The organism is Rhodanobacter koreensis, from assembly GCF_054782855.1.
In genome coordinates this window covers 344,974-368,594 of record NZ_BAAGRR010000012.1, presented here as the reverse complement: position 1 = coordinate 368,594, position 23,621 = coordinate 344,974, and the positions used below count along the sequence as shown (strand labels likewise).

General features: G+C 63.6%; 20 protein-coding genes, 1 tRNA gene and 1 riboswitch. Of the genes, 10 read left to right on the top strand and 11 right to left on the bottom strand.

Annotated features, from left to right (window positions below; translation table 11 throughout):
• Positions 1-100 precede the first annotated feature (100 nt).
• Positions 101-1,189: a D-alanyl-D-alanine carboxypeptidase family protein gene (locus ACYVKM_RS15195; RefSeq protein ID WP_460878455.1), complete on the bottom strand. Its 1,089-nt coding sequence runs from the start codon at positions 1,187-1,189 to the stop codon at positions 101-103.
• A gap of 274 nt (positions 1,190-1,463) precedes the next feature.
• Here ACYVKM_RS15195 and ACYVKM_RS15190 point away from each other — a divergent pair, with 274 nt between their 5' ends.
• Entirely contained in the window at positions 1,464-3,335 is a 1,872-nt protein-coding gene (locus ACYVKM_RS15190) for an ATP-binding cassette domain-containing protein (RefSeq protein ID WP_460878454.1), read from the top strand.
• A 21-nt stretch (positions 3,336-3,356) separates the two neighbouring features.
• On the opposite strand, the gene ppc is transcribed toward ACYVKM_RS15190, so the two are convergent.
• Positions 3,357-6,062 (bottom strand): phosphoenolpyruvate carboxylase, encoded by a 2,706-nt coding sequence (ppc, locus tag ACYVKM_RS15185; protein ID WP_460878453.1) that lies wholly within the window; start codon positions 6,060-6,062, stop codon positions 3,357-3,359.
• Positions 6,063-6,168: 106 nt separating this feature from the next.
• A riboswitch (S-adenosyl-L-homocysteine riboswitch) is annotated at positions 6,169-6,265 on the top strand.
• An 80-nt stretch (positions 6,266-6,345) separates the two neighbouring features.
• Here ppc and ahcY point away from each other — a divergent pair.
• The 5 genes from ahcY to ACYVKM_RS15160 all read left to right on the top strand — a co-directional run bounded on the left by ahcY (position 6,346) and on the right by ACYVKM_RS15160 (position 11,797).
• Positions 6,346-7,785 (top strand): adenosylhomocysteinase, encoded by a 1,440-nt coding sequence (ahcY, locus tag ACYVKM_RS15180; protein WP_460878452.1) that lies wholly within the window; start codon positions 6,346-6,348, stop codon positions 7,783-7,785.
• A gap of 237 nt (positions 7,786-8,022) precedes the next feature.
• Positions 8,023-9,324 (top strand): carboxylate--amine ligase, encoded by a 1,302-nt coding sequence (locus ACYVKM_RS15175; RefSeq protein ID WP_460878451.1) that lies wholly within the window; start codon positions 8,023-8,025, stop codon positions 9,322-9,324.
• A gap of 84 nt (positions 9,325-9,408) precedes the next feature.
• The gene (gene metF / locus ACYVKM_RS15170; RefSeq protein WP_460878450.1) at positions 9,409-10,233 is read left to right on the top strand and encodes a methylenetetrahydrofolate reductase [NAD(P)H]; all 825 of its coding nucleotides are present in this window, start codon (positions 9,409-9,411) and stop codon (positions 10,231-10,233) included.
• Positions 10,234-10,258: 25 nt separating this feature from the next.
• Positions 10,259-10,837: a DUF4124 domain-containing protein gene (locus ACYVKM_RS15165; protein ID WP_460878449.1), complete on the top strand. Its 579-nt coding sequence runs from the start codon at positions 10,259-10,261 to the stop codon at positions 10,835-10,837.
• Positions 10,838-10,879: 42 nt separating this feature from the next.
• Positions 10,880-11,797: a branched-chain amino acid transaminase gene (locus tag ACYVKM_RS15160; RefSeq protein ID WP_460878448.1), complete on the top strand. Its 918-nt coding sequence runs from the start codon at positions 10,880-10,882 to the stop codon at positions 11,795-11,797.
• Between the two features lie 63 nt (positions 11,798-11,860).
• Here ACYVKM_RS15160 and ACYVKM_RS15155 read toward each other — a convergent pair whose 3' ends face one another.
• From ACYVKM_RS15155 to ACYVKM_RS15115, 9 genes are all read right to left on the bottom strand, one after another.
• Entirely contained in the window at positions 11,861-13,144 is a 1,284-nt protein-coding gene (locus ACYVKM_RS15155; protein ID WP_460878447.1) for a sensor histidine kinase, read from the bottom strand.
• Positions 13,128-13,814 (bottom strand): response regulator transcription factor, encoded by a 687-nt coding sequence (locus ACYVKM_RS15150; protein ID WP_077441131.1) that lies wholly within the window; start codon positions 13,812-13,814, stop codon positions 13,128-13,130. The genes ACYVKM_RS15155 and ACYVKM_RS15150 overlap by 17 nt, the downstream gene beginning before the upstream one ends.
• Positions 13,815-14,156: 342 nt before the next feature.
• Positions 14,157-15,749, bottom strand: coding sequence for a TonB family protein (locus ACYVKM_RS15145; RefSeq protein ID WP_460878446.1), 1,593 nt, complete (start codon positions 15,747-15,749; stop codon positions 14,157-14,159).
• 146 nt (positions 15,750-15,895) lie between these two features.
• The gene (locus ACYVKM_RS15140; RefSeq protein WP_460878445.1) at positions 15,896-16,291 is read right to left on the bottom strand and encodes a BlaI/MecI/CopY family transcriptional regulator; all 396 of its coding nucleotides are present in this window, start codon (positions 16,289-16,291) and stop codon (positions 15,896-15,898) included.
• 64 nt (positions 16,292-16,355) lie between these two features.
• Positions 16,356-16,841: a hypothetical protein gene (locus ACYVKM_RS15135; protein WP_460878444.1), complete on the bottom strand. Its 486-nt coding sequence runs from the start codon at positions 16,839-16,841 to the stop codon at positions 16,356-16,358.
• 466 nt (positions 16,842-17,307) lie between these two features.
• Positions 17,308-17,802 (bottom strand): hypothetical protein, encoded by a 495-nt coding sequence (locus tag ACYVKM_RS15130; RefSeq protein WP_460878443.1) that lies wholly within the window; start codon positions 17,800-17,802, stop codon positions 17,308-17,310.
• A 112-nt stretch (positions 17,803-17,914) separates the two neighbouring features.
• A complete protein-coding gene (gene rimK, locus ACYVKM_RS15125; protein WP_460878442.1) occupies positions 17,915-18,838 on the bottom strand; it encodes a 30S ribosomal protein S6--L-glutamate ligase in 924 nt (307 codons plus the stop codon).
• A 10-nt stretch (positions 18,839-18,848) separates the two neighbouring features.
• Positions 18,849-19,316 (bottom strand): ATP-dependent zinc protease family protein, encoded by a 468-nt coding sequence (locus ACYVKM_RS15120; RefSeq protein ID WP_460878441.1) that lies wholly within the window; start codon positions 19,314-19,316, stop codon positions 18,849-18,851.
• A 34-nt stretch (positions 19,317-19,350) separates the two neighbouring features.
• Positions 19,351-19,424: transfer RNA gene (locus tag ACYVKM_RS15115), tRNA-Gly, on the bottom strand.
• 168 nt (positions 19,425-19,592) lie between these two features.
• Between ACYVKM_RS15115 and thiS the strand changes: the two genes are divergently transcribed.
• The 4 genes from thiS to ACYVKM_RS15095 all read left to right on the top strand — a co-directional run bounded on the left by thiS (position 19,593) and on the right by ACYVKM_RS15095 (position 23,593).
• The gene (gene thiS, locus ACYVKM_RS15110) at positions 19,593-19,868 is read left to right on the top strand and encodes a sulfur carrier protein ThiS (protein ID WP_460878440.1); all 276 of its coding nucleotides are present in this window, start codon (positions 19,593-19,595) and stop codon (positions 19,866-19,868) included.
• Positions 19,869-19,928: 60 nt separating this feature from the next.
• Entirely contained in the window at positions 19,929-20,729 is an 801-nt protein-coding gene (locus tag ACYVKM_RS15105) for a thiazole synthase (protein ID WP_460878439.1), read from the top strand.
• 6 nt (positions 20,730-20,735) lie between these two features.
• Positions 20,736-21,446, top strand: coding sequence for a tRNA (guanosine(46)-N7)-methyltransferase TrmB (gene trmB, locus ACYVKM_RS15100; RefSeq protein WP_460878438.1), 711 nt, complete (start codon positions 20,736-20,738; stop codon positions 21,444-21,446).
• A gap of 329 nt (positions 21,447-21,775) precedes the next feature.
• Complete coding sequence (locus ACYVKM_RS15095) at positions 21,776-23,593, top strand: SLC13 family permease (RefSeq protein ID WP_460878919.1); 1,818 nt, start codon at positions 21,776-21,778, stop codon at positions 23,591-23,593.
• The last annotated feature ends 28 nt before the right edge of the window (positions 23,594-23,621 follow it).

The window sequence follows — 23,621 nt, the reverse complement described above, 5'->3', positions numbered from 1 at the left end:
GCCGCATTGCGCGGCCTGTTGCTGATTCAGGCTGATTGTTAACGGGATTACGCCGCTGGACGCCCATCGTGTCCCTGCTGTACCGGCCTGGCATGCAGCATCAAGGGGCCTTGGCGAGGTCGGCGTGACGCGAGGCAGCGGCAACCTTCTGCTTACCGTTGCGACGAGCGAGCCGGGTCGTCGTGGCATGTGCCGGATGATGTGCCTGGTTGCGGCGAGGACAGGTCACGCCCCGATGCGGAGTGCAGCCGCCGCTGGCTGCAAGGGTACGCTTGCCACGGCGATGATGGCGCTGCCGCACCGGCACGGATTCGGCCTCGGCGTTTCCGATGGGCGACAGTGCGGCCAGTACCCGGCGAGTCATGCTGGGACCGACACCAGCGGCCTGGGCGACCAGGACCGCAGGGGTTTGCTGATGATCGAAGCTGTCGTCCAGCAGCCGGGCCATCAAGTGGTCGCGGGCTGCCGCGGTATGCCCTCCCATGACCACGCCAAACAGGCGTTGGCCGTCCCTGACCGCGGTCGAGGCGAGATTGAAGCCGGACGCGTCGGTGAAGCCGGTCTTCAGCCCGTCCATGCCCGGATAGCGGTCCATCAAGCGGTTGTGGCCACGCACGAGTTGCCCGCGGAACATGAACTCCTTGGTCGCGAAATAGTGCGTGTACTGCGGGTAATCGTGATAAAGCGCCATGGCCAGCGTCACCATGTCGCGCGCCGTCGTCACGCTGGCCGGATCGGGCAGGCCGGAGGCATTGTCGAAATGGGTATGGGCCATGCCGAGACGGGCGGCCTGGGCATTCATCAAGTCGGCGAAATGGTCCTCGGAGCCACCGAGACTTTCGGCCACCACGGTCGCGGCATCGTTGGCCGATTTCGTGATCATGCCGAGGATGCAATCGCCCACCGAAATGGTCTGGCCGCGACGCAGGCCAAGCTTGGTTGGCGCCTTGGAGGCGGCCCAGGCCGAAACCGGCAACTGCTGGTCGAGCTTCAGCTTGCCGCTTTCCAGCGCCTGCAGGGTGAGGTAAAGCGTCATCATCTTGGCCAGCGAAGCCGGATAGTTCTGCTCATCCGCGTTGACCGCGTTCAAAACCTGGCCCGTCGCCGGATCGACGACAATGGCGGCGTAGCCGGCATGGGCCACGCCGGCAAAGCTGCCGAAGCCGCACAGGAACAGCGCCACGAACATACCTCGAAGCCGGTCCAGCCACCGCGCTGGTTTTTTGAACTCGATTGCCAACCCGGTTTCCTCAGTTCTTGAACCGCAGCATCACCCCGCGTGGACGCTACCTTAATACGTAACCGGCGAAATATACATAGATAGTGCACGAATTACCCAGGCCAAACACATGTTTTCCAATAGGTTGTCCGGCACGCCTGCCAGGGCAGGCAGGCCATGGCTCGCACGGGTGGCCGTTGCCGGCCGAGGCGGCTTTCCGACCGGCAACCGCTAGAATGGCGGGATGTCCCTAATCCAGCTTCAGCGCGTCGACTTCAGTATCGGCGGCCCCCTCCTGCTCGAACACGTGGATCTCTCGATCGAACGCAACGAGCGCGTATGCATCGTCGGCCGCAACGGCGAAGGCAAATCCACCCTGATGAAACTGATCGCCGGCGAGCTGCATGCCGACGACGGTGAAGTGCGAGTGCAGAATGGCGTGGTGATTGCGCGCATGGCGCAGGAGGTGCCACAAGGCACCGCAGGCACGGTGTTCGACGTGGTATCCGACGGGCTGGGTGATCTAGGCCACCTGCTCGCCCGCTATCACCACCTGCTGCACGAAGGCGATTTCGATGCACTCGGCGACGTGCAGCACGAAATAGAGGCACGGCACGGCTGGGACCTGGATCGCCGCGTCACCGAAGTGATCACCAAGCTCGAACTGCCGGCCGACACCGATTTCGCCGCCCTGTCCGGCGGCATGAAGCGGCGCGTACTGCTTGCGCAGGCACTGGTGCGCAAGCCCGACGTGCTGCTGCTGGACGAGCCGACCAACCATCTCGACATCGAGGCGATCGGCTGGCTGGAGAACTTCCTCAAGCAGTTCGACGGCAGCATCCTGTTCGTCACGCATGACCGCAGTTTTCTCCGCGCACTGGCCACGCGCATCGTCGAGATCGACCGCGGCGCGCTGACCGACTGGCCCGGCGACTACGACAACTACCTGCGCCGGCGCGAGGAACGCCTGCATGCCGAAGCACAGGCGAACGCATTGTTCGACAAGAAGCTGGCGCAGGAGGAAGTGTGGATCCGCCAGGGCATCAAGGCCCGGCGCACCCGCAACGAAGGCCGCGTGCGCGCATTGAAGGCGCTTCGCGTCGAGCGTGCCGAGCGGCGCAATCTCAGCGGCAACGTCAGGATGACCGCGGCCAACGCGCAGTCGTCAGGCAAGAAGGTGATCGATCTCGAACACGTGCACCAGGCTTACGACGGCCGCGTGCTGATCGATGATCTGTCCACCACGATCATGCGTGGCGACCGCATCGGCATCATCGGCCCGAACGGCGCCGGCAAAAGCACCCTGCTGAAGATCATGCTTGGCGAACTGAAACCGCAGCGCGGCACGGCGGAACTGGGTACCGGCATCCAGGTCGCCTACTTCGACCAGCATCGCCTGCAGCTCAACGACACGCTCAACGCACTGGATAACGTGGCCGAAGGTCGCGAGTTCATCGAACTCAATGGCCAGCGCAAGCACATCGTGGGTTACCTGCAGGATTTCCTGTTCTCGCCCGAACGATCACGTGCACCGATCACCCGACTGTCCGGCGGCGAGCGCAACCGTCTGCTGCTGGCCAAGCTGTTCGCGCAGCCGTCCAACCTGCTGGTGATGGACGAACCGACCAACGATCTCGACGTGGAAACACTCGAACTGCTGGAAGAACTGCTCACCGATTACCAGGGCACCCTGCTGCTGGTCTCTCACGATCGAGCCTTCCTCGACAACGTGGTCTCCAGCACCCTGGTGCTGGAAGGCAACGGCCAGATCGGCGAATACGTGGGCGGCTACACCGACTGGCTGCGCCAGCGGCCGAATGCCGCCATGGCGGCGGCTGCAGCGGCCGCCAAGCCGGGCCTGATCCGCAACGAGCCCGCGCCGGCGGTGGCAACATCCAAACGCAAACTGAGCTTCAAGGATCAGCGCGAGCTGGATCAGCTGCCGAAACGCATCGAGCAACTCGAGGCCGAGATTGCTGCACACGGCGAGGCGATGACCGTGCCGGACTTCTTCAAGCAGAACAGCGCAGCGATCACCAGGGCGAACGAAGCCGTCGCGAAATTGCAGACGGAACTGGAGACGGCCTACGCACGCTGGAGCGAACTGGACGGCTGACCGGGCGCCGGCGCACCGGCATCAACCGGTGTTCTGCAGCCCCTGCGATACACCGTTGACGCAGGCCACCAGCGCCTGCAACAAGGCATCGTCCTTGCCATCGTCAGCACGCCAGCGCCGCAGCAGATCGACCTGCAACAGGCTCATCGGATCGACGTAAGGGTTGCGCAGGCGGATCGAGGCAGCGAGACGTGGCTGACCCTGCAGCAAGGCGTTGCCCCCCTTGAGCCGCAACAGCCAATGCCGGGTACGCTCAAACTCGTCACGGATCAATCCGAAGAATTCGTCGTGCAGCGGACCGGACAGTTTCGAGAACGCCTCGGCGATGTCCAGGTCGCACTTGGCCAGCACCATCTCGACGTCATCCAGCAGGTTGCTGAAGAACGGCCAGTCGCTCGCCATCTCGATCAGCGCCGCTTCGCCGAACTCGGCGGCGCCTTGTTTCAGCGCCGTGCCCAATCCGTACCAGCCGGTGATGATCGAGCGGCACTGGGTCCAGGCGAATACCCACGGGATCGCGCGCAGGTCCTGCACACCGCGCATGCTGCGCCTGCTGGACGGACGCGAGCCGAGCGTCATCCGTTCGATCACGTCGATCGGCGTGGCATGCCGGAAATAGTCGACGAAGTGTTCGCGATCGACGAAGGCGCGATAGGCCCGCCGACTGCTCGCCGACAACTGATTCATCTGTTCGCGCCAGCGTTCCTCGCGCACTTCGGTCTCGCGCGGACGCAGCGAAGCACGCAGCACGGCGCCGACAGTCTGTTCAAGGTTGCGCAGCGCCAGCGCGCGGATGCCGTACTTGCGATGGATCACCTCGCCCTGCTCGGTGACCCGCAATACGCCGGCCACCGCGCCACGCGGCGACGACATCAGCGCAGGGGTGATGCGCGCGCCACCGCGACTGGCCGAGCCCCCACGGCCATGGAAGAACGCCAGCTGGATACCGGCTTCGTTCGCCACCTCCAGCAACTCCACCTGGGCACGCTGCAGTCCCCAGCGCGAGGCGAGCGTGCCGCCATCCTTGCCGCTGTCGGAATAGCCGAGCATCACCCATTGCTGGTTGTTGCGCGCCGCCAGATGCTGGCGATAGACCGGATCGTCGAGCAGGGCACGCAAGGTATCCGGTGCGTTTTTCAGATCGTCGACGGTCTCGAACAGCGGCGCGATGTTGAGCGGAACGTCATCGCCCTCGACCAGCCCGCCGTAGCGCGCCAGCGCCAGCACGGCAAGCACGTCGGCAGCGGAGCGCGCCATGCTGATGATATACAGCCCAACCGCCTCACGGCCGTAGCGGCGGCGTGCATCGCCCAAGGTCGCGAACACGTCGTACAGCGACATCACCACGTCGGCGTGGCTGATCGGGAAGCGCGCCTTGCCACTGGCATGGTCGCGCAGCCGGCGCGCACGTTCGCCGGGATCGAGCTGCGGCCATGCCGCGTCACCGTACAGCTCGGCCAGGGCATCGTCGTGCACCCGCGAATCCTGCCGCACGTCCAGCCGCGCCAGATGCAGGCCGAACGTGCGCACGCGACGGATCAATCGTTGCACCGCGTAGGCGCCGGCGTGCAGGCCGTGATGATCGACCAGGCTGGCGGCGATCAGCTGCAGGTCGTCAAGCAGTTCGGCGACGGACGTATAGCCTTCCGCATGATCGTCGTGGAGGGTCGCCTCGAGACGGGCTCCGATGACGGTGAGCAGGCTGCGGTACGGCATGTCCGCATGGCGCGGCCGCACTCTCTGCGCGGCTGCGGGAAAGCGTGCCCGGTAATCGTCCAGGCGCTGCTGCAGACGCGCGTCGACCGCCGCGCGACCTTCAGTCTGGCTGAGCAATCGTGCCAGTGCGGCCACATCGGCCACGTAATGCTCGATCACATGGGTGCGCTGGGTAGCCAGACTGGCGGCGATGGTCTCTGCACCGACATTCGGGTTACCGTCCATGTCGCCACCGACCCAGGTGGCAAAACCGAGCAGCTGCGGCAGCTTCGCCGCCACGCCGTAAACGGACTGCAGCGCCTCGGCCAGCGACTCGTAGAGCGCCGGTACGATGCGATAGATCGGATTGGCCAGGTAAAACCCGACGTGGTGGTGCTCGTCCTGCACGGTAGGCCGTACCGCCGAGGCCTCGGCGGTCTGCCAGCCGGAAGACAGCGCCATGTAGATGCGGTCGTCGTCCTCCTTGCGCTCCTGCGGCGTGCGGTCCCGGTCGAAACCGTCGATCAGCGAGCGCACGATCGCCTGCTCCTTTTCCAGCAGCGAGCGGCGCACCGCCTCGGTGGGGTGCGCGGTGAACACCGGCTCGATCCACAACCGATCCAGCCAGCCCAGCAATTCATCCGCATTGACGCCCTGCGCCTTCAGCCGACCCAGCACGTCGAGCAGCGACTCCGGCTGCGGCGCGCTTCCCTCGCGCTGGTAATCGCGGCGACGGCGGATGCGGTGCACCCGCTCGGCCGTGTTCACTACCTGGAAATAGGCAGCGAAGGCGCGTGCCAGCGCTTCGGCATCGCGTGCATCGAGGCCAGTCAACGAATCGGCCAGCTCGCCCACCGAAGCGCCTTCGCGACGGCGGCGGATCGCCGCGATGCGCACCTGTTCGACCCGTTCGAAGAAGACCGTGCCACCCTGCTCGGCCAGCATGCGCCCGACCATCGCACCGAGTCGGCTGACGTCCTCGCGCAGGGGGCCATCATGCGGCAGGAACTCGGATTCGCGGCTTTCTTCCATGCAGTGCTCCGGGGCTGGGACGGTGCTGGGTGAACGGCCAGACTACCGAATTGCGACGCAGGAGGCATCCGCGGGCCAGTGCCGCTACAATAACGGGCTTGTACTGCCCGCCGAGGGGCGCTGCGACCGTTCGTGACCACGGATCCCCGTGGTCAAAGCGGCCAGGCTCGGCGCGGCACGTTCCACAACGGCGCCCGGTTGCTTGTACGCGAGTTCCTTCGCAGGAAACCGGTCATGCATGGCCGGGCTCTTCGAAGAAGCCTCGCACTAACCGGAGACATCCATGAACGCCGTTACCAAAGAAACCGCCCACGACTACAAGATCCGCGACATCACGCTCGCCGACTGGGGCCGCAAGGAGCTGGACATCGCCGAGCACGAGATGCCGGGCCTGATGTCGATCCGCAAGAAACACGCCGCCACCCTGCCGCTGAAGAGCGTGCGCGTGACCGGTTCGCTGCACATGACGATCCAGACTGCCGTGTTGATCGAAACGCTGAAGGACATCGGCGCCGATGTGCGCTGGGCTTCGTGCAACATCTTCTCGACCCAGGACCACGCCGCCGCCGCGATCGCCGCGACCGGCACGCCGGTGTTCGCCTGGAAGGGCGAGACGCTGGAGGAATACTGGGACTGCACGCTGGACGCGCTCTCGTTCCCCGACGGCAAGGGCGGCTTCCTCGGCCCGCAGCTGGTCGTCGACGACGGCGGCGACGTGACCCTGCTGATCCACAAGGGCTACGAGCTGGAAAATGGTTCCAAGTGGGTTGACGAGAAGGCCTCCTCGCACGAGGAACAGGTGATCAAGAACCTGCTCAAGCGCGTGCACAAGGAGCGCCCTGGCTACTGGCACACCGTGGTCAAGGACTGGAAGGGCGTCTCCGAGGAGACCACCACCGGCGTGCACCGCCTGTACCAGCTGGCCGAGGCCAAGTCGCTGCTGATCCCCGCCATCAACGTCAACGACTCGGTGACCAAGAGCAAGTTCGACAACCTGTACGGCTGCCGCGAATCGCTGGCCGACGGCCTGAAGCGCGCGATGGACGTGATGCTGGCCGGCAAGGTGGCCGTGGTCTGCGGCTACGGCGACGTGGGCAAGGGCTGCGCGCACTCGCTGCGGGCCTACGGTTCGCGCGTCGTGGTCACCGAGATCGACCCGATCAACGCGCTGCAGGCGGCGATGGAAGGCTTCGAGGTCAACACGGTCGAATCCACCCTTGGCCGCGGTGACATTTACGTCACCACCACCGGCAACAAGGACGTGCTGACGCTGGACCACCTGAAGTCGATGAAGGACCAGGCGATCGTCTGCAACATCGGCCACTTCGACAACGAGATCCAGGTCGATGCGCTGAACGCGATGGCGGGCGTCGAGAAGATCAACATCAAGCCGCAGGTCGACAAGTACGTGTTCAAGGATGGCCGCGCGATCTTCCTGCTGGCCGAAGGCCGCCTGGTCAACCTTGGCTGCGCCACCGGCCACCCGAGCTTTGTGATGTCCAACTCGTTCTCCAACCAGACCCTGGCGCAGATCGACCTGTGGGCGAACAAGGACAAGTACGAGGCCAAGGTCTACATCCTGCCGAAGAAGCTGGATGAGGAAGTCGCTCGCCTGCATCTGGAAAAGATCGGCGTGAAGTTGACCACGCTGACCAAGGAGCAGGCCGGCTACCTCGGCGTGCCGGTGGAAGGCCCGTACAAGCCGGATCACTACCGCTACTGAGCCCTGTCCCTGCCAGCGGATAGGCAGGATCATCAAAAAGCGCGCGGCCTCGGCCGCGCGCTTTTTGTTTTTGACGCTCATCGCTGCAACGCTGAACCTGTTCCGGCAGTTCCAGGAGCACGACGTTTCCCTGCAGGGACGTTCGCGCGACTGCGAGCAGTTGGCCGTCCAGAACCCGGGACAGTTTGCAAATTCAACGCAATTTGAAGGCGCAAGACATTCGGTTTTCGTCAAATCTTGCGTTGTGTTTTTTCGTTTCGTTTACAAGCACTTGGATGCACTTGCAAGCGCCAGCGGGCAGCGTATACATGGCGCTGGTATTCTGAAATCGGGATGACGGAAATGGGGGCTCCTGATTATCGTCGCGTGCCCGCGATCGTGCTGGGCCGTGGACCGACCGCGCTGGGAATCTTGCGTTGCCTGCATCTGGCGGGCGTACCCGCGTATGTCGCCTGCCCGCCGGGCGACCATGTGACGCGCTCACGGTGGTACCGACCCACGCCCGGGCCGACGGCATGGGATGGCTCGATCGGCCCGGATGCCTACGACGTGCTGCGCAACATGCCGCTGGCAGAAGCGGTATTGATCCCGGGCGCCGACGACACCGCCCTGTGGCTGGCCGACATGCCGCAAAGTGAATTGGGTGCGCGCTTCCGGGTAAGCACCAGTTCGCGTCAATCGCAGGAAATCCTGCAGGACAAGTCGCGCTTCGCCGCCTTCCTTGAAGGTACCGATATCCCGCATCCACCCACATTCCGCATCGACTCCGTCTCCGACATCGACGCGATTCCGTTCGACGGCCTTGACCGGGTCTTCATCAAACCGGTCAACTCGCAGAAATTCAGCGATGTCGTCGGTGTCAAGGGGATATGGGTCAAGCGCAAGGACGACATCTACCAAGCCTGGCAACGCTTGCACGAACAGGGTTTCAAGTTGATGGTGCAGGAATACGTGCCCGGCTCATCGGCCGATCACTATTTCGTCGATGGCTTCCGTGACGCGAGCGGCACCCTGACCGGTCTGTTTACGCGCCGGCGAATCCGCATTTCCCCACCCGATTTCGGCAACAGTTCCTACTGCCAAAGCATCCCGCTCGCCAGCCTGCAGACGCCGGTCACAAACATGGCCTCGCTGCTTTCCAAGCTGGACTACCGCGGCATCTTCAGCGCGGAATTCAAGCGTGACACGAGAGACGGCCAGTTCCGGATCCTCGAAGTCAACACGCGCGCCTGGACGTATGTCGAATTCGCCGCTCGCTGTGGCGTGAATGTCTGCGAGATGGCCTATCAGGACGCTCTTGGGTTACCGGTAACGGTAGCCTCAAGGGACTACGCGGCCGGCATCGGCTGCGTGGATCTGCACAAGGACATCAGTACGGTATGGGCACAGAAAGCGGCAGCCCGTGGGTCGCTGCCAAGAATCCTGCTGCAATGGGCGCGCGCTCATTACCATTCCTTCCGTTTCGACGATCCCGGCCCCGGCCTGTCGGTTGTTCGACAAGTCATGGGACATCGCCTGCGGCGACGTTTCGGGTACTAATGGCAATCGCCCCACATTCTTATATCGCTTCATCGCGAGATAGAGATATATACTGATCGGCATCGTTCACCAGGAACCCGCACGATGCCGGCGATCAGCTTCGAATTCTTCCCGCCCAAGACCGACGAACAGCGCGTCCAGCTCGATCGCGCCGCGCAAGCCCTGAAGGCGCACCAGCCGGAATACGCCTCGGTCACTTTCGGTGCCGGTGGCTCCACGCTCAGCTATACCGGTGACACCGTGGCCCGGCTGCACCAGCAGCATGGACTGAACGTGGCACCACACCTGTCCTGCATGGGCGGTACACGGGCGGAAATCACCGAGCTGCTGGACGCTTATCGCGCTGCCGGCTACCGGCGCCTCGTGGCGCTGCGCGGCGACCTGCCCTCGGGCATGGCAACGTCAGGCGATTTCCACTATGCCGCCGAACTGGTGGCCTTCATCCGCGAACACAGCGGCAATCACTTCCACATCGAGGTTGCCGCATACCCGGAAATCCATCCGCAGGCTGATGATGCCCTGCTCGATCTCCAGCATTTCAAGGCAAAGATCGATGCCGGTGCGAATGGCGCGATCACTCAGTATTTTTTCAATCCCGATGCCTATTTCCGTTTCGTCGATGACGTGCGCAGGCTCGGCGTGAACGTGCCGATCGTGCCGGGCATCATGCCGATCGCCAATTACAGCCAGCTGAAACGCTTTTCCGACATGTGCGGCGCCGAGATTCCACGCTGGATCGCCAAGCGCATGCAGGCGCATGGCGACGATGCCGAATCAGTACGTGCACTGGGAGCCGAAGTGGTGGCGCAACTGTGCCGGCGCCTGCTGGATGGCGGCGCACCGGGGCTGCATTTCTACACGCTCAACCGCGCCAGGGCGACGCAATCGGTGTTGCAGCAGCTTTCCTGAATCAGCGGACGCGTATGCTGGTGCCATGCACCGTTTATCTGCCTTGCTGTATCTCGCCCTGTTCGTCTGGGCCGCGCCAGCCGCGGCACAGACCGAGATTCACCGCTGTATCGGTGCCGATGGCAACCCGCTGTTCACCGATCAGCCCTGCGCCGCATTGCAGGCCACGCCAGTCAGCCCCAAGGCCACAGTGAGCGGTACCAGCAATCAGCCCGTCGAGGCGCCCACCGTTTTGTGCGCGGCCAACTTCGGTAAATTGCGGCAGCGCGTGATCGATGCGTTCGCCAGCCGCGACGCGAACCGGATGGCTGGCCTGATGCTGTGGGGCGGGTATGGTCGCGGCGCTGCGATTGCAGATATCCGTTCGCTGGACGCCCTGATGAAGCAGCCACTACTCGATGTCAGTCCAGCCGATGATCCGGCGCCCTCCGGCAGCAATCCGCCGGCAGCAGCCGGCAGCAGCGCGGCCTCATCCGATGCGCCAGCGGCCGGCAATCAGCTGGTACTGCACACAGCCGGCAACGATGGCAGCGGCAACCCTCACGAGTTGCGTTTCGAGATCGTGCACCGTGCCGGGTGCCTGTGGTTGCGCAACGCGGACTGAGCGGTAGCGGGTATCATGCGCAGTCCCCATTGGAGAACCGACATGGCGCAGCAATACCCCGAGTGGATCTGGCAGAACGGCCACATCAAGCCATGGGCCGAGGCAACCACCCATGTGATGTCGCACGCACTGCATTACGGCTCGTCGGTATTCGAAGGCATCCGCAGTTACACCACGCCCGATGGTGCGGCGATCTTCCGGCTCACCGATCATCTGAACCGGCTGTACCAGTCGGCCAAGATCTACGACATGACACTGCCCTGTTCGGTCGATGAACTGGCGGCAGCCTGCCGCGAGGTGATCAGGAAGAACGGCCTTGGTGCCGCCTACTTGCGACCCGTCGCGTACCGGGGCCTCGGCGGTTTCGGGCTGTCCGCAGAAACCCCGATCGATGTCGCCGTGGCGGCATGGCCGATGGGTCCGTACCTCGGGCCGGAAGCACTGGAAAACGGCATCACGGCCTGTGTCTCCAGCTGGCAGCGTTTCGCACCGAACACCATTCCGGCCGGCGCCAAGGCCGGCGGCAACTATCTGTCAGGCCAGCTGATCGCACGCGAGGCTCGCCGCCTCGGTTTCGGCGAAGGCATCGCGCTGGCCTCCAGTGGCTTGCTCAGCGAAGGCGCCGGCGAGAATCTGTTCCTGGTGTTCGACGGCGTGCTGCACACGACGCCGGCCAGTGCCTCGATCCTCACCGGCATCACCCGCGACACGCTGAAGACGCTGGCCCGCGAGGACGGGATCGAAGTCGTCGAGCGCGACCTGCCGCGCGAATACCTGTACCTGGCCGACGAGATCCTGATGTGCGGCACCGCTGCCGAAGTCACCCCGATCCGCTCGGTCGACGGTAAGCAGATCGGCAACGGTACGGCCGGCCGGGTGACACGCCGCCTGCAGGAACTGTTCTTCGGCCTGTTCGACGGCCGCACCCACGACAAGTGGGGTTGGCTGGAATCGGTCTGAGATTTTCCGACGGACCCACCAAAGCGCCCCGCCATGCGGGGCGTTTTCGTCAATCGGCCATGCTCAGCTGAATACGATGCTGGCGATCGCACCATTGGCATCGCTGCGCGGGCGCATCGAGACGTCCCAACCATACAGCTCGCACAATCGACGCACGATGGCCAGACCGAGCCCTGCACCACTACCACCGGCACCCTCACCGCGCACACCACGCTGGAACAGGCGCTCGGCATCCTCCGGCTTGATGCCCGGGCCGGTGTCGACCACCTCGATGCGTCCGTTGCCCACTTCGACACGCACGTTGCCTTCCAGCGTGTACTTGATCGCGTTGCCGATCAGATTGGTCAGCGCCACCGACAGCACGGAAGCGGGTGCATTGATGCTGACCGGTTCACTGACGGCGAGGTCGATGGTGAGCGGCTTGCCGCGCATCTGCGGGCGCTGGCTTTCGATCACGTCGGCCGCCACCTTGCCGACCTCGGTGGTTTCGCCACGGGTCGGGCCACGCCGTTCGGCGCGTGACAGCAGCAGCAAGGCCTCGATGAGTTCGGTCGCCTGACGCGAGGCACGCTCGATACGCTTCAGCCGTTCGCTCAGCTTTTCGGTAAGGTCCGGCGAACCCTGCAGCAGCTCGGTGGTGCTGGCGATCACCGCCAGCGGCGTGCGCAGCTCATGGCTTACGTCGGAATTGAACTCGCGATCACGCTCGACCATCGCCGTGAGCCGCGCCGAATATTCATCCAGTGCATGCGCCAGCTCGCCCACTTCGTCGTCGGCGAAATGCAGCGCCAATGGTTCAGCGTTACCGGTCTTGCGGAAATCGCGCAGGCGGTTGGCCAGTTCACTGACCGGCTTGAGCACCTTGCGCGACAGCCATAGGCCGATTGCCAGCGAAAGCAGGCCGAACAGGAACACCGCGCCGATCACGCTGATCAGCAATTGCCGCTTGCCCAGCTCTTCGCGCGTGACGTCATAGCGGATGAAACCAATCAGGCCGTACTTCCGACGCACAGCAAGCTTGTAATGATGCGTATTGCCGTCGGTGCCCGTTTCGTAGATGTCGTGCACGCCGCTGTCGAGCCCCTGCCAGGCGAGCGGCATGTTGTAGAGGGTGCGGTCACTGCGCATCCATGCCTCGATCAGCTCCGAGCCGGCAGGCTTGCTGGGATCCTTGTGCACCTGCTCCACAGCATGATCCACATCTTGCTGGATCGAGGAGGTGACCAGCTGATCCTCCACCTTGGCGCGGATATTCAACGCAGCCACGGCAAACAACGCGCTGAGGCCGAAACCGAACAGCGCGAAGGAAACGACCAATCGAAAGCGAAGCTTACGCCTGGACTGCATCCGGCTCGACCATCCGATAGCCAATGCCGTGCCGCGTGTGGATCAGCGGCTTCTCGAACGGTTTGTCGATCGCTGCACGCAGGCCATGGATATGCACGCGCAGCGAATCGCTGTCCGGCAGTTCCTCGCCCCACACGCGCTGCTCCAGATCCTGCCTTGTCACCACCGACGGGCTCGCTTCCATCAGTGCTTGCAGCAATTTCAGGCCAATCGGGTTCAACTGGATCGACTTGCCTTCGCGATTAACCGTCAGCGTATCGAGGTTGAAGGTGAGGTCGGCCACTTTCAGCACGCGGCTCTGCGGCCCCTTGCCGCGGCGCGCCAGCACCTCCAGCCGCGCCGACAGTTCCTGCAGGGCGAACGGCTTGGTCATGTAATCGTCGGCACCGGATTCGAAACCGGTCAGCTTCTGCTCCAGCGCATCGCGCGCGGTCAGCATCAGGATCGGGGTCTGCTTGTGCGCCTCGTGGCGCAGCTTGCGGGCCACCTCCAGGCCATCCATGCCAGGCAGTGTGAGATCCAGCACGATCACGTCGAAATCGTGCACTACCGCCAGATGGAGGCCGGTCACGCCGTCGCCGGCGAAATCCACCACGTGGCCACGATCCTCCAGATAATCGCCGATGTTGGTCGCGATATCGCTGTTATCTTCAATCACCAGAACGCGCATGTGTCACTCCTGCGCAGCCGACATAAGGGACGGCTGTAAGTGCAAGCTTAACAAGCTTGCGTGAACGAAGCGCGCCGACTGCGACACGAAGCTGAACGCGCCTTCGAACGGGCAAGAAAAAGGCCCAGATGAGCGACTCGCCGCCGCCACACCTGGGCCCAAGCTACTGCCCCGATACCATCATCTGCCGCCACCCGCCCTCAACGACTGAGTGCCATGCAAAAAACAGTGCCTGCTTTATAGGGGGTACCGGGTTATAGCGCAGTTAACCCGTACTCACTTCGTCGTTAAGCACATCGAATGGTCCTGCACGGCGCATGAGAGCAAGGGGATGGCTTCAGCTCAGGAGCCCGACGGCCGGTCAACCATGGAACTGATATGCACTCCCGCCGCATCGGGCTCCCGGCAAATATGCGTTCCCGTAACGATCTGACAATACGCATGCGCCTGAATTTTCCGATCAGCCCGCAGTTTTGAATTCGCGCCTCCGGCGTCGCTTGCATTCAATGTGAATGCCATGGTCTGACGATACCGTCGGGATGTCGGGCCAGCCTCAGGCAAGGCATATTTCCACGCACGCAGCGCATCGATCGCAGCCTGGTCGAATACGCCCGCCGGTTGGGCGCTGACCACTCGGGGATTCTCCACACCTCCATCGGCAGAGAGACTGAATTCGATCACTACTTGCCCCTCGATGCCGGCCATGAGTGCGGCGCTCGGGTAAACCGGTTGTCGGATGCGGATTGGCGTGGGTGCTTGCCCGGCAGATGGCCTAGCAACAATATTCGGCTCATCAGTCACCACCGCTGGCCCAACCTGCCGTACCAGTGAAAGATCGGCAATCCGCAATGACGGTAAATGCGACGGCAGTACGGCAGCCGGCACCACCGGTAACACAATGCCGACAGCCGCACTGTTGGGAACCTTTGATGCATCATCCAGCGGTCGCAGCGCCTCGGCGTGTCTCAACGTCAGATCGGTCGGATGCCAGCTGATGTCGACATGTGCCAGCGACAACCCACGTGAGGTCAACACAGATTGCAGTTGCGTCATTGCATCTGTCAGGTTCCGCTGCAGATGATTCTGTTTCCACTCGAGCTGCAGGGTGAGAGCCACCAGGGCAGCACCCAGCAGCATGGCCACGAAGCGTGCAGGCGTGCGCATCGGCGTACCCCTGCGTTCCGGCAGTAGCATGTACTGCACGCGATCCAGCAGTACGCCACCACTGGCTGCAAGCAGCAACGAAGCATGCCGCTCGCGCAATTCACCGAGCTCGGCCAACGCCGTCACGAATTCGCGCCGGCTGCCGCCGCTGATCGAAAGCGCCAGCTTGTCGCAGCAGATCTCGCGTTCGTTGCGCACGTCGCGCGATATCCAGTGCACCACAGGATGATAGAAGCACAACGTCTCGAGAATCACCTGGAGCAGATTGGCCAATGGATCCCAGCGCCGCAAATGCGCCAGTTCGTGGGCAAGGATCAACTCGATCTGTGCCGCCGGGAAATTGCACACGACGGCCAACGGCAACAGGATCACCGGACGCACCCAGCCAACCACCGCCGGCGTGGCAATGACCTTGCTGCACAACACCGTGACGTGCCGGTGCAGGCCGAAGCGCGCGGTCATCGCGGCGACCCGGGCTTGCCACTCCGGTATCAGCCCGGCCATGCGCACGAGCGCCTTCAGCCCCCGCCATTGCCGCCATGCCCGCAGCGACAGCAGCAGCACGCCGCATGACCACGCCAGCACCAGCCATGGCAGCAACGCATCCAGACCGGCATCCCATGTCCATGGAATCGTGCTGGACGCGACATTGGCGCCATTCATGGAAGGGGTCACCACAACGGCGGTCGTCGACGTGATCGACGGCACCGCTTCCAGCAGCCGCCACAGCGTCAGCAGCGGGCACATGGCAAGCGCCAGCAGGATGGCCATGCCGAAACGGTAACGCGCCTCGCCGCGAGGCAGCAGCGTGCGCACCAATGCATACAGCAGGCCCAACAGCGCGCCCTGCCAGACCGAGTGCAGCAGGGTCCAGCCGACCACCCGAACACTGGCAAGCATCACCGGCAGCGCGTCCATCACGATGCATCCTTGTCGAGCTTGTTCAACAGGCTGCGGATCTCGCGCAACTCTTGGCGACTGGCATGCTGGCTGCCAAGCGCATGCAGCACCAGTTGCGAGGACGAGCCCTCGAACACCCGTTGCACCATGTCCAGCAGAAACCGCTTCTGGGTGCGCTCCTTGCTGACCGCTGCACGGTATACATGCGCGCGTTGCGTGTCATCGCGCTCGACCAGTCCCTTGGCATGCATCACCTGCAACAGCTTCAGCGTCGTGGTGTAGCCCGTGCCGATATCGGGACGGAGTACATCGTGCACTTCGCGTACGGTGCAGGCATCGTGTGCCCACAAGACATGCAGGATCTCGAGTTCACCCTCGGTGGGTCTGGGACTGGTTGAAGATTGCGTCCTCATGCCGACACCCCGGTTCTCTGAATGCCATGGCCTGCCATCACGACGATGGCAGGCCACATGACGTTCAACCCTTGCCACCCCTGGGGGTGTTCACCTGCAGCATTTGCTGCTGCATTTGCTGGGTTTGGCTACGCTCCAGTTCGATCTCGCGATAAGTGCGGCAGGTCGTCCTCGGTATGTGGGAGCCGATCGGCGCCACTGACTCGCATACCAGCCGCTTGTCGTCACGACGGGTCAGAATCGCATTGACTGCCTCCTGGTCGTTGAACAGCTGGACTTTCGTGTTCTGATCCATCTGCGCAACGGTACCGTATTTGTCGAACAGCGACTGCATGTCGGCGAAGCTCGCATCGATCTTCTGGCGCTCATTCTGATCGACGAATTCATAGCGTCCACCGGACTGCATCTGCTGATGCACGGCCGCCACCACCGCAGTGAAGTCGCTCTTGTTCTCGGCCTTCACGATGACTTCCGTCTTGGCATAAACAGCACTCGCCTGCAGCAACGCCACCCCCACGACCGCACCCACCAACCAGGACCTCAGTTTCATGCCCCACTCTCCCCGGATCAGGTTGCGCTCCCACGGAGCACCCCACACCCGATCATCCTGCGCCGGATGCTAGGCCAGCTGACCAAGCGCTGTCAACGAAGATGTTCGTACTAATTGCTTCGTAATGTATTGCGCCGACTGACATGCCCGCGGCGCGTCCGTGCGATCCATTACCGTGAAGCCTGTTCAACAAACTGCAAGACGTTTCGCAGCGTGCGCCGAGTGCCTGGAATGCTTCACCTGGAAAAGTCTCAGCGTGCGGTGTAACCACGGCAGACATCGGGACGAGGGGCTTACACACTTTTCGCACCGGCGCAGCATGGCTGCTCCACAGGACACGCAGGATCTCCAGTTCGCCATCATTGGTACGCAAGCCAAGCCGGATCAGGCCTTCAATACCGACGGTCCTGTGCTGAAATGCAAGCGCATTGAATTGCTCGCCATGCGGTGGCAAGTGGCTCCCGGTTCAACCATTTCCCTTTTTGGCCCTGATCGCCGGTACCTGCAGCATTTGCATCTTCAAATTCTGGATATCGCGACGCTCTGTCTCAATTTCGCGATAAGTGCGGCAGCTCGTCCTCGGTATATGGGACCCCAAGGGAGGTACCGACTCACATACCAAACGTTCGTCGTCTCTCCGCGTCAGAATGGCGTTGACGACTTCTTGATCGTTGAAAAGCTGTATTTTCGCGCTCATGTCCATCTGCGCAACTGTGCCGTATTTATCCAGCAACGATTGCATGGCAGCCAGATTCGTCTCGACCGTCTCGCGTTCACGTGCGTCGACAAATTCGTAGCGCCCCCCGGGCTGCATCTGTTGACGCACGGCCACAACCAGTGTGGCGAAGTCGTCCTTGTTATCGGCCTTTACGAGGACTTCCGTCTTGTAAGCGCAAACCGCACTCGCCTGCAGCAGTGCTGCTGCCACCACTGCACCCATCAACCAAGGCTTCCGTTTCATGCCTGATCCTCCCCGGATCAGGTGGTGTCCCGGCGGGGAGCACCCGACGCCTGATCATCCTGCAATGGATGCTAGGTCAGCTAACAGAACAATGTCAACGAAGATCTTCGTACTAAACGTTTCGTAATGCGCTCCGGCGCGTACGCGCGCCTGGCGCCGCGTCACCGGCCTGTGCAAGTAACAGGCCCATGATCGCGCCGGCTACGTCGACCCCAGTGGCAGCCTCGATACCCTCCAGACCCGGCGAGGAATTCACCTCAAGCAGCAGCGGCCCGCGATTGGAGCGCAACAGATCGACACCAGCGATACCCAGTCCCAGCGCACCGGCTGCGCGTATTGCGATGCGTTTTTCTTCTGCGCTGAGCGTCGCGGCCATCGCCGTGCCGCCGCGATGCAGATTGGCGCGGAACTCGCCCGGGCTGGCGTCGCGCTGCATCGCCGCCACCACCTTCTTGCCGACCACGAAGCAGCGCAGGTCGCTGCCCTTGGCTTCGGCGATGAACTCCTGCACCAGGAAGTTCGCGTACAGACCGCGGAACGCTTCGATCACACTCTGCGATGCGCTGCGTTTCTCGGCCAGCACCACGCCGGTGCCCTGGCTGCCTTCGTTGAGCTTGATCACATGCGGCGGATCGCCGAGCAGGGCCAGCACGTCGGCCGTATCGTCCGGGTTGTCGCCGAATACCGTAACCGGCATGTCGATGCCCTGCGCGGCGAGGATCTGCAGGCAGCGCAGCTTGTCGCGTGCACGCAGCACCGCATCCGATGGGTTCGGTGTGTATACGCCCATCATTTCCAGCTGGCGCAACACGGCGGTGCCGTAGAAGGTGCTGGTGGTGCCGATGCGCGGAATCACTGCGTCGATGTCGCGCACTTCCCTGCCCTTGTAGCGGATCGCCACGGCACCGGGTGCAATACGTACATAGCAGCGCAACGGGTCGAGCACGCGCACCACGTGACCGCGCTCACGACCGGCCTCGACCAGCCGCTTGGTCGAATACAGGCGCGTATTGCGCGACAGGATTGCAATCTTCATACGCGGATCGTCATGAAAGGTCTCTAGCCACCGTCAGTGGCCGCGACTGGGTATAGGAACGTGCCGGATCGACCACAAAGCGCCCGCTCAGGGCACTGCGGCCGAGCAAGAGCGGAAACAGCATATGCCGTCGATCGGTCAGGTTGATGTCGGTGCTGAAGCTCTGGCCAGCCAGTTGCACCTCGCTGCGAATGAACCAGCGCTCGGTGCGCCGCCCGCCAGTGTCGGTCACGGCACGCCGGTCGAGCGCCGGTGCCTCGCAGCACACATGTACCGGCTGGCGCCGGCCGACATGCATGGTGAAACGCAGCCACGTCTCGTCGCCGCGCCGGAATTCCTCGAGAGTATCGACATGCAGCGAACTGCTGCGCGCGCCGGTATCAAGTTTGGCCTTGAGCAGGTCGATGCCCAACTGCGGCAGGGCCAGCCGCTCGCGCCAACCCAAGATGATCAGATCCGTGGTAATCAGATCCGCCATAAGGGTTCGGAGTTGCTCGGTGGGGATCGGGGAATGGAGCGGGTGAAGGGAATCGAACCCTCGTCAGTAGCTTGGGAAGCTACAGCTCTACCATTGAGCTACACCCGCTCTGGCCGGCGGATGGTAACGCGTGGCACGCGCCGTTGGAAAGCCGGCGCCGTGAAGCTACCACACCGAACCAGAAACCCGCCTGCCATGCAACACGTTGCAGCACGCCATCACGGACCGAACGCCGCATGAATCGCAGGTGGCGGCCAGCTTAATCGACAACACCCCATGCCCGCGCGGGATTTCGCTCGTCGACGCATTACGGCATTCGGTGCCCACCGCCACAGCCGCTACAATGCGCAGATGCATATCACGCTCAATGGCCAGCCGCGCGACTGCGCCCCCGCCACCACCGTTGCCCAGTTGCTGGAACAGGCCGGCTACGCGGGCCGACGGGTGGCGGTGGAACTCAACCATGAAATCGTGCCGCGCAGCCTGCACGCCACCCACCTCCTGGCCGATGGCGACCAGCTCGAAATCGTCCACGCCATCGGTGGCGGCTGAATTTCCGTCGCCTCGCTTCACCGTCCCACCGCCACGCCCGCCCGCACCCAAGGCATCGCCATGAATCGCAAGACCCACGACATCGCCGATCCGCTGATCATCGCCGGCAAAAGCTACGGCTCGCGCCTGCTCACCGGCACCGGCAAGTACAAGGATTTCGACGAGACCCGCGCCGCCTCGCAGGCCGCCGGTGCCGAGATCGTCACCGTGGCGATCCGTCGCGTGAACATCGGCCAGGATGCCGGTCAGCCCAACCTGCTCGATGCACTGCCGCCGGAGGAGTTCACCCTGCTGCCGAACACCGCCGGCTGCTACAACGCGGTCGACGCCGTGCGTACGTGCAAGCTCGCCCGCGAACTGCTGGACGGCCATCAGTTGGTGAAACTCGAAGTGCTCGGCGACCAGCGCACGCTGTTCCCCGACGTGGTGGAAACGCTGAAGGCCGCCGAGATCCTGGTCGCCGACGGCTTCGAGGTGATGGTCTACACCAGCGATGATCCGATCCTGGCCAGGCGGCTGGAGCAGATCGGCTGCGTCGCGGTGATGCCGCTGGCCGCGCCGATCGGCTCGGGCCTCGGCATCCAGAACCGTTACAACCTGCTGGAGATCATCGAGAACGCCAAGGTGCCGATCATCGTCGACGCGGGTGTGGGCACTGCATCGGACGCGGCCATCGCGATGGAACTGGGCTGTGACGGTGTGCTGATGAACACCGCGATTGCCGGCGCGAAGGATCCGGTGCTGATGGCGCATGCAATGAAGCTGGCAATCCAGGCCGGACGCGCTGCCTTCCGTGCCGGTCGCATCCCGCGCAAGCGCTACGCCTCGGCGTCCTCGCCGATCGACGGCACGATCGGCTGAACGGGCATGAGCGAACACCGCGACCACGACGGCACCGCGCCGGAATACATGCGCCGCATCCGCAGCTTCGTGCTGCGCGAAGGGCGCATGACGCCGGCGCAGCAGCGCGCGTTCGACACGCTGTGGTCACGCTTCGGCATCGATTACGGCGGCACTCCGCGTGATTTCAGCGCGCATTTCAGCCGCCAGGCGCCGCTGGTGATGGAGATCGGCTTCGGCAATGGCGAGGCACTGGCCTGGGCCAGCGAGCACGATCTCGCCCGCGACTTTCTCGGCATCGAGGTGCACGGCCCCGGTGTCGGCCGCCTGATGAACGCACTGGCCGCACGCGAGGCGAGCAATGTGCGGCTGTACAAGCACGATGCGGTGGAAGTGCTCGAACACGAGATCGCGCCCGGCACACTCGCCGAGGCTCGCATTTGGTTCCCGGACCCATGGCACAAGAAACGCCACAACAAGCGCCGACTGATCCAGCCGGAGTTCGTCGCCCTGCTGGCCTCGCGCATGGCGCCGGACGGCCTGCTGCACCTGGCCACCGACTGGCAGCCGTATGCCGGACACATGCTTGAGGTCATGGAAGCCGCGCCGGACTGGCGCAATGCCGTCGCACCGGGCCAGTACGCCGAGAAACCGGCGTGGCGCATCGAGACCCACTTCGAACGACGCGGCCTGAAGCTCGGTCATGGCGTGTGGGATCTGCTGTACCGCAAAGCTTGAGCCGGACGCGGTGGACCATGTCCGCCCTTGAAGCACCTGGCACGAGCCAGACGGGCACTACCTGCCCGCTATTCCGAGAGCGATTCCGGCCTGCGCCGGAATGACGACTTCGAAGCGGCCATGGATCGCCTCTTCCATCGTGAGTCGCACAGACCCCATGGCTTTGGCAGCGCTCCGATTCACCAGCAGTCAGGCTGGCCCGCTTATACTGCGGCAATCCACACAGGGACGAATCGACGCAGCGTGAAGCTTCCACTGCCCCGCCGTATCCGCCGTAACCCGCCATCCTTCCGGGACGTCAGCTAGTGGGACTTTCGCTCACCCCCGAAATGATCCTGGTACTGGGGCTGGTGGGCTTCACCATGCTGATGCTGGTGCTGGAGTGGATCCGCGCCGACATGGTGGCGCTGCTGGTGGTGGTGGCGATCGGCCTGACCGGCCTGATCCCCTCCGACCGCGTGTTCAACGGCTTCGCCGGCAATGCGGTGATCGCGATCATCGCGATCATGATCATGGGCGAGGGGCTGGATCGCGCCGGCGTGCTCAACCTCACCGCCCGCTTCGTGATGCGCATGGCGCGTGGCATGGAATCGCGCCTCGGCGTGGTGATCAACCTGGTCGCCAGCCTGTTCAGCGCGGTGATCCCCAGCCAGGCGCTGGCCGCACTGATGATCCCGGTCAGCAGCCGCCTGTCCGCGCGCACCGGTGTGCCATTGTCGCGCCTGCTGCTGCCGATGGCGTTCTGCATTCTCACCGCGACCAACACCACGCTGATCGCGAACTCGCCGCTGATCGTGCTGAACGACCTGATCGCCAGCGCCAACATGAACCTGCCGCCGGGCGCGCACACGATCCCGAAGTTCGGCCTGTTCAGCGTCACCCCGATCGGCCTGGCGCTGGCCCTGCTCGGCGTGGCGTACTTCTACTTCTTCGGCCGCAAGCTGCTGCCCGGGCATGAGGACGAACGGCTGAAGGTGACGCCCGGCCGCACCGAGAGCTACTTCGCCGAAACCTACGGCATCGGCGGCGAGACCGCCGAGCTCACCGTCACCGCGGAAAGCCCGCTGGTCGGCATGAGCATCGGCGAAGTGGAACAACTGCACGGTGCGCCGCTGATCCTGGCGATCAAGAGTGGCAACGACGCACGCATGGCACCACCGGCCGATCACGTGATCTGGGTCGGTTCGGTACTCGGCGTGCTCGGCCCGCGCGACCAGCTGAATCAGTTTGCCAACAATCAGCTGTGCCGGCTGTCGACCCGCATGCGCCAGCTCGGCGAGCAGTTCAACCCGACCCGCGCCGGCATTTCCGAAGTGGTGATCCCACCGGTCTCGCGCTTCATCAAGCAGACCATCGGCGACCTGCGCCTGCGCAAGCGCTTCGGCATTTCGGTGCTGGCGGTGACCCGCGGCGACCAGGTATTTCGCGATGACGTGCGCGGGGTGACCCTGCGCGCCGGCGACACCGTGGTGCTGCACAGCAACTGGCGCGACCTGTCGCTGGCGGCCGAGGACAAGGACCTGGTCGTCGTCACCGACATCCCGAAGGAAGAACAGCGCCCCGGCAAGATCTGGCAGGCGGTGGGCTTCTTCGTGCTGGCCAAGTGCCTGGCGCTGTTCACCAACCTCGACCTGTCGGTGGCGATGATGACCGGCGCGATCGGCATGTTGCTCACCGGCGTGCTGAACATGGACGAGGCGTACAAGGCGATCAACTGGAAGACGATCTTCGTGACTGCCTGCCTGATTCCGCTGGGCTGGTCGATGGATTCCACCGGCACTGCCGCGTGGATCGCGCAGGTCGTGCTGCAGCATCTTGGACATGCCTCGCACTGGGTGCTGCAACTGTCGCTGGCCGTACTGACCCTGCTGTTCTCGCAGGTGATGTCGAATGTCGGTGCGACCGTGATGATGGTGCCGATCGCGATCAGCGTAGCGGTCGCCACCGGTGGCAACCCATCCGCCTATGCACTGATCGTTGCGGTGTCCTCGTCCAATACCTTCCTGCTCAGCTCCGGCCATCCGGCGCTGATGATGGTCACCGGCCCTGGCGGCTACAAGGGCAGGGACTTCCTGCGCGTCGGTGCCCCGCTGACCCTGCTGGTGCTGATCGTCACCCTGGTCGCGGTCAATCTGCTGTTCCACTGATCACGGCCAGCGGCAGCACTGCTTTGCA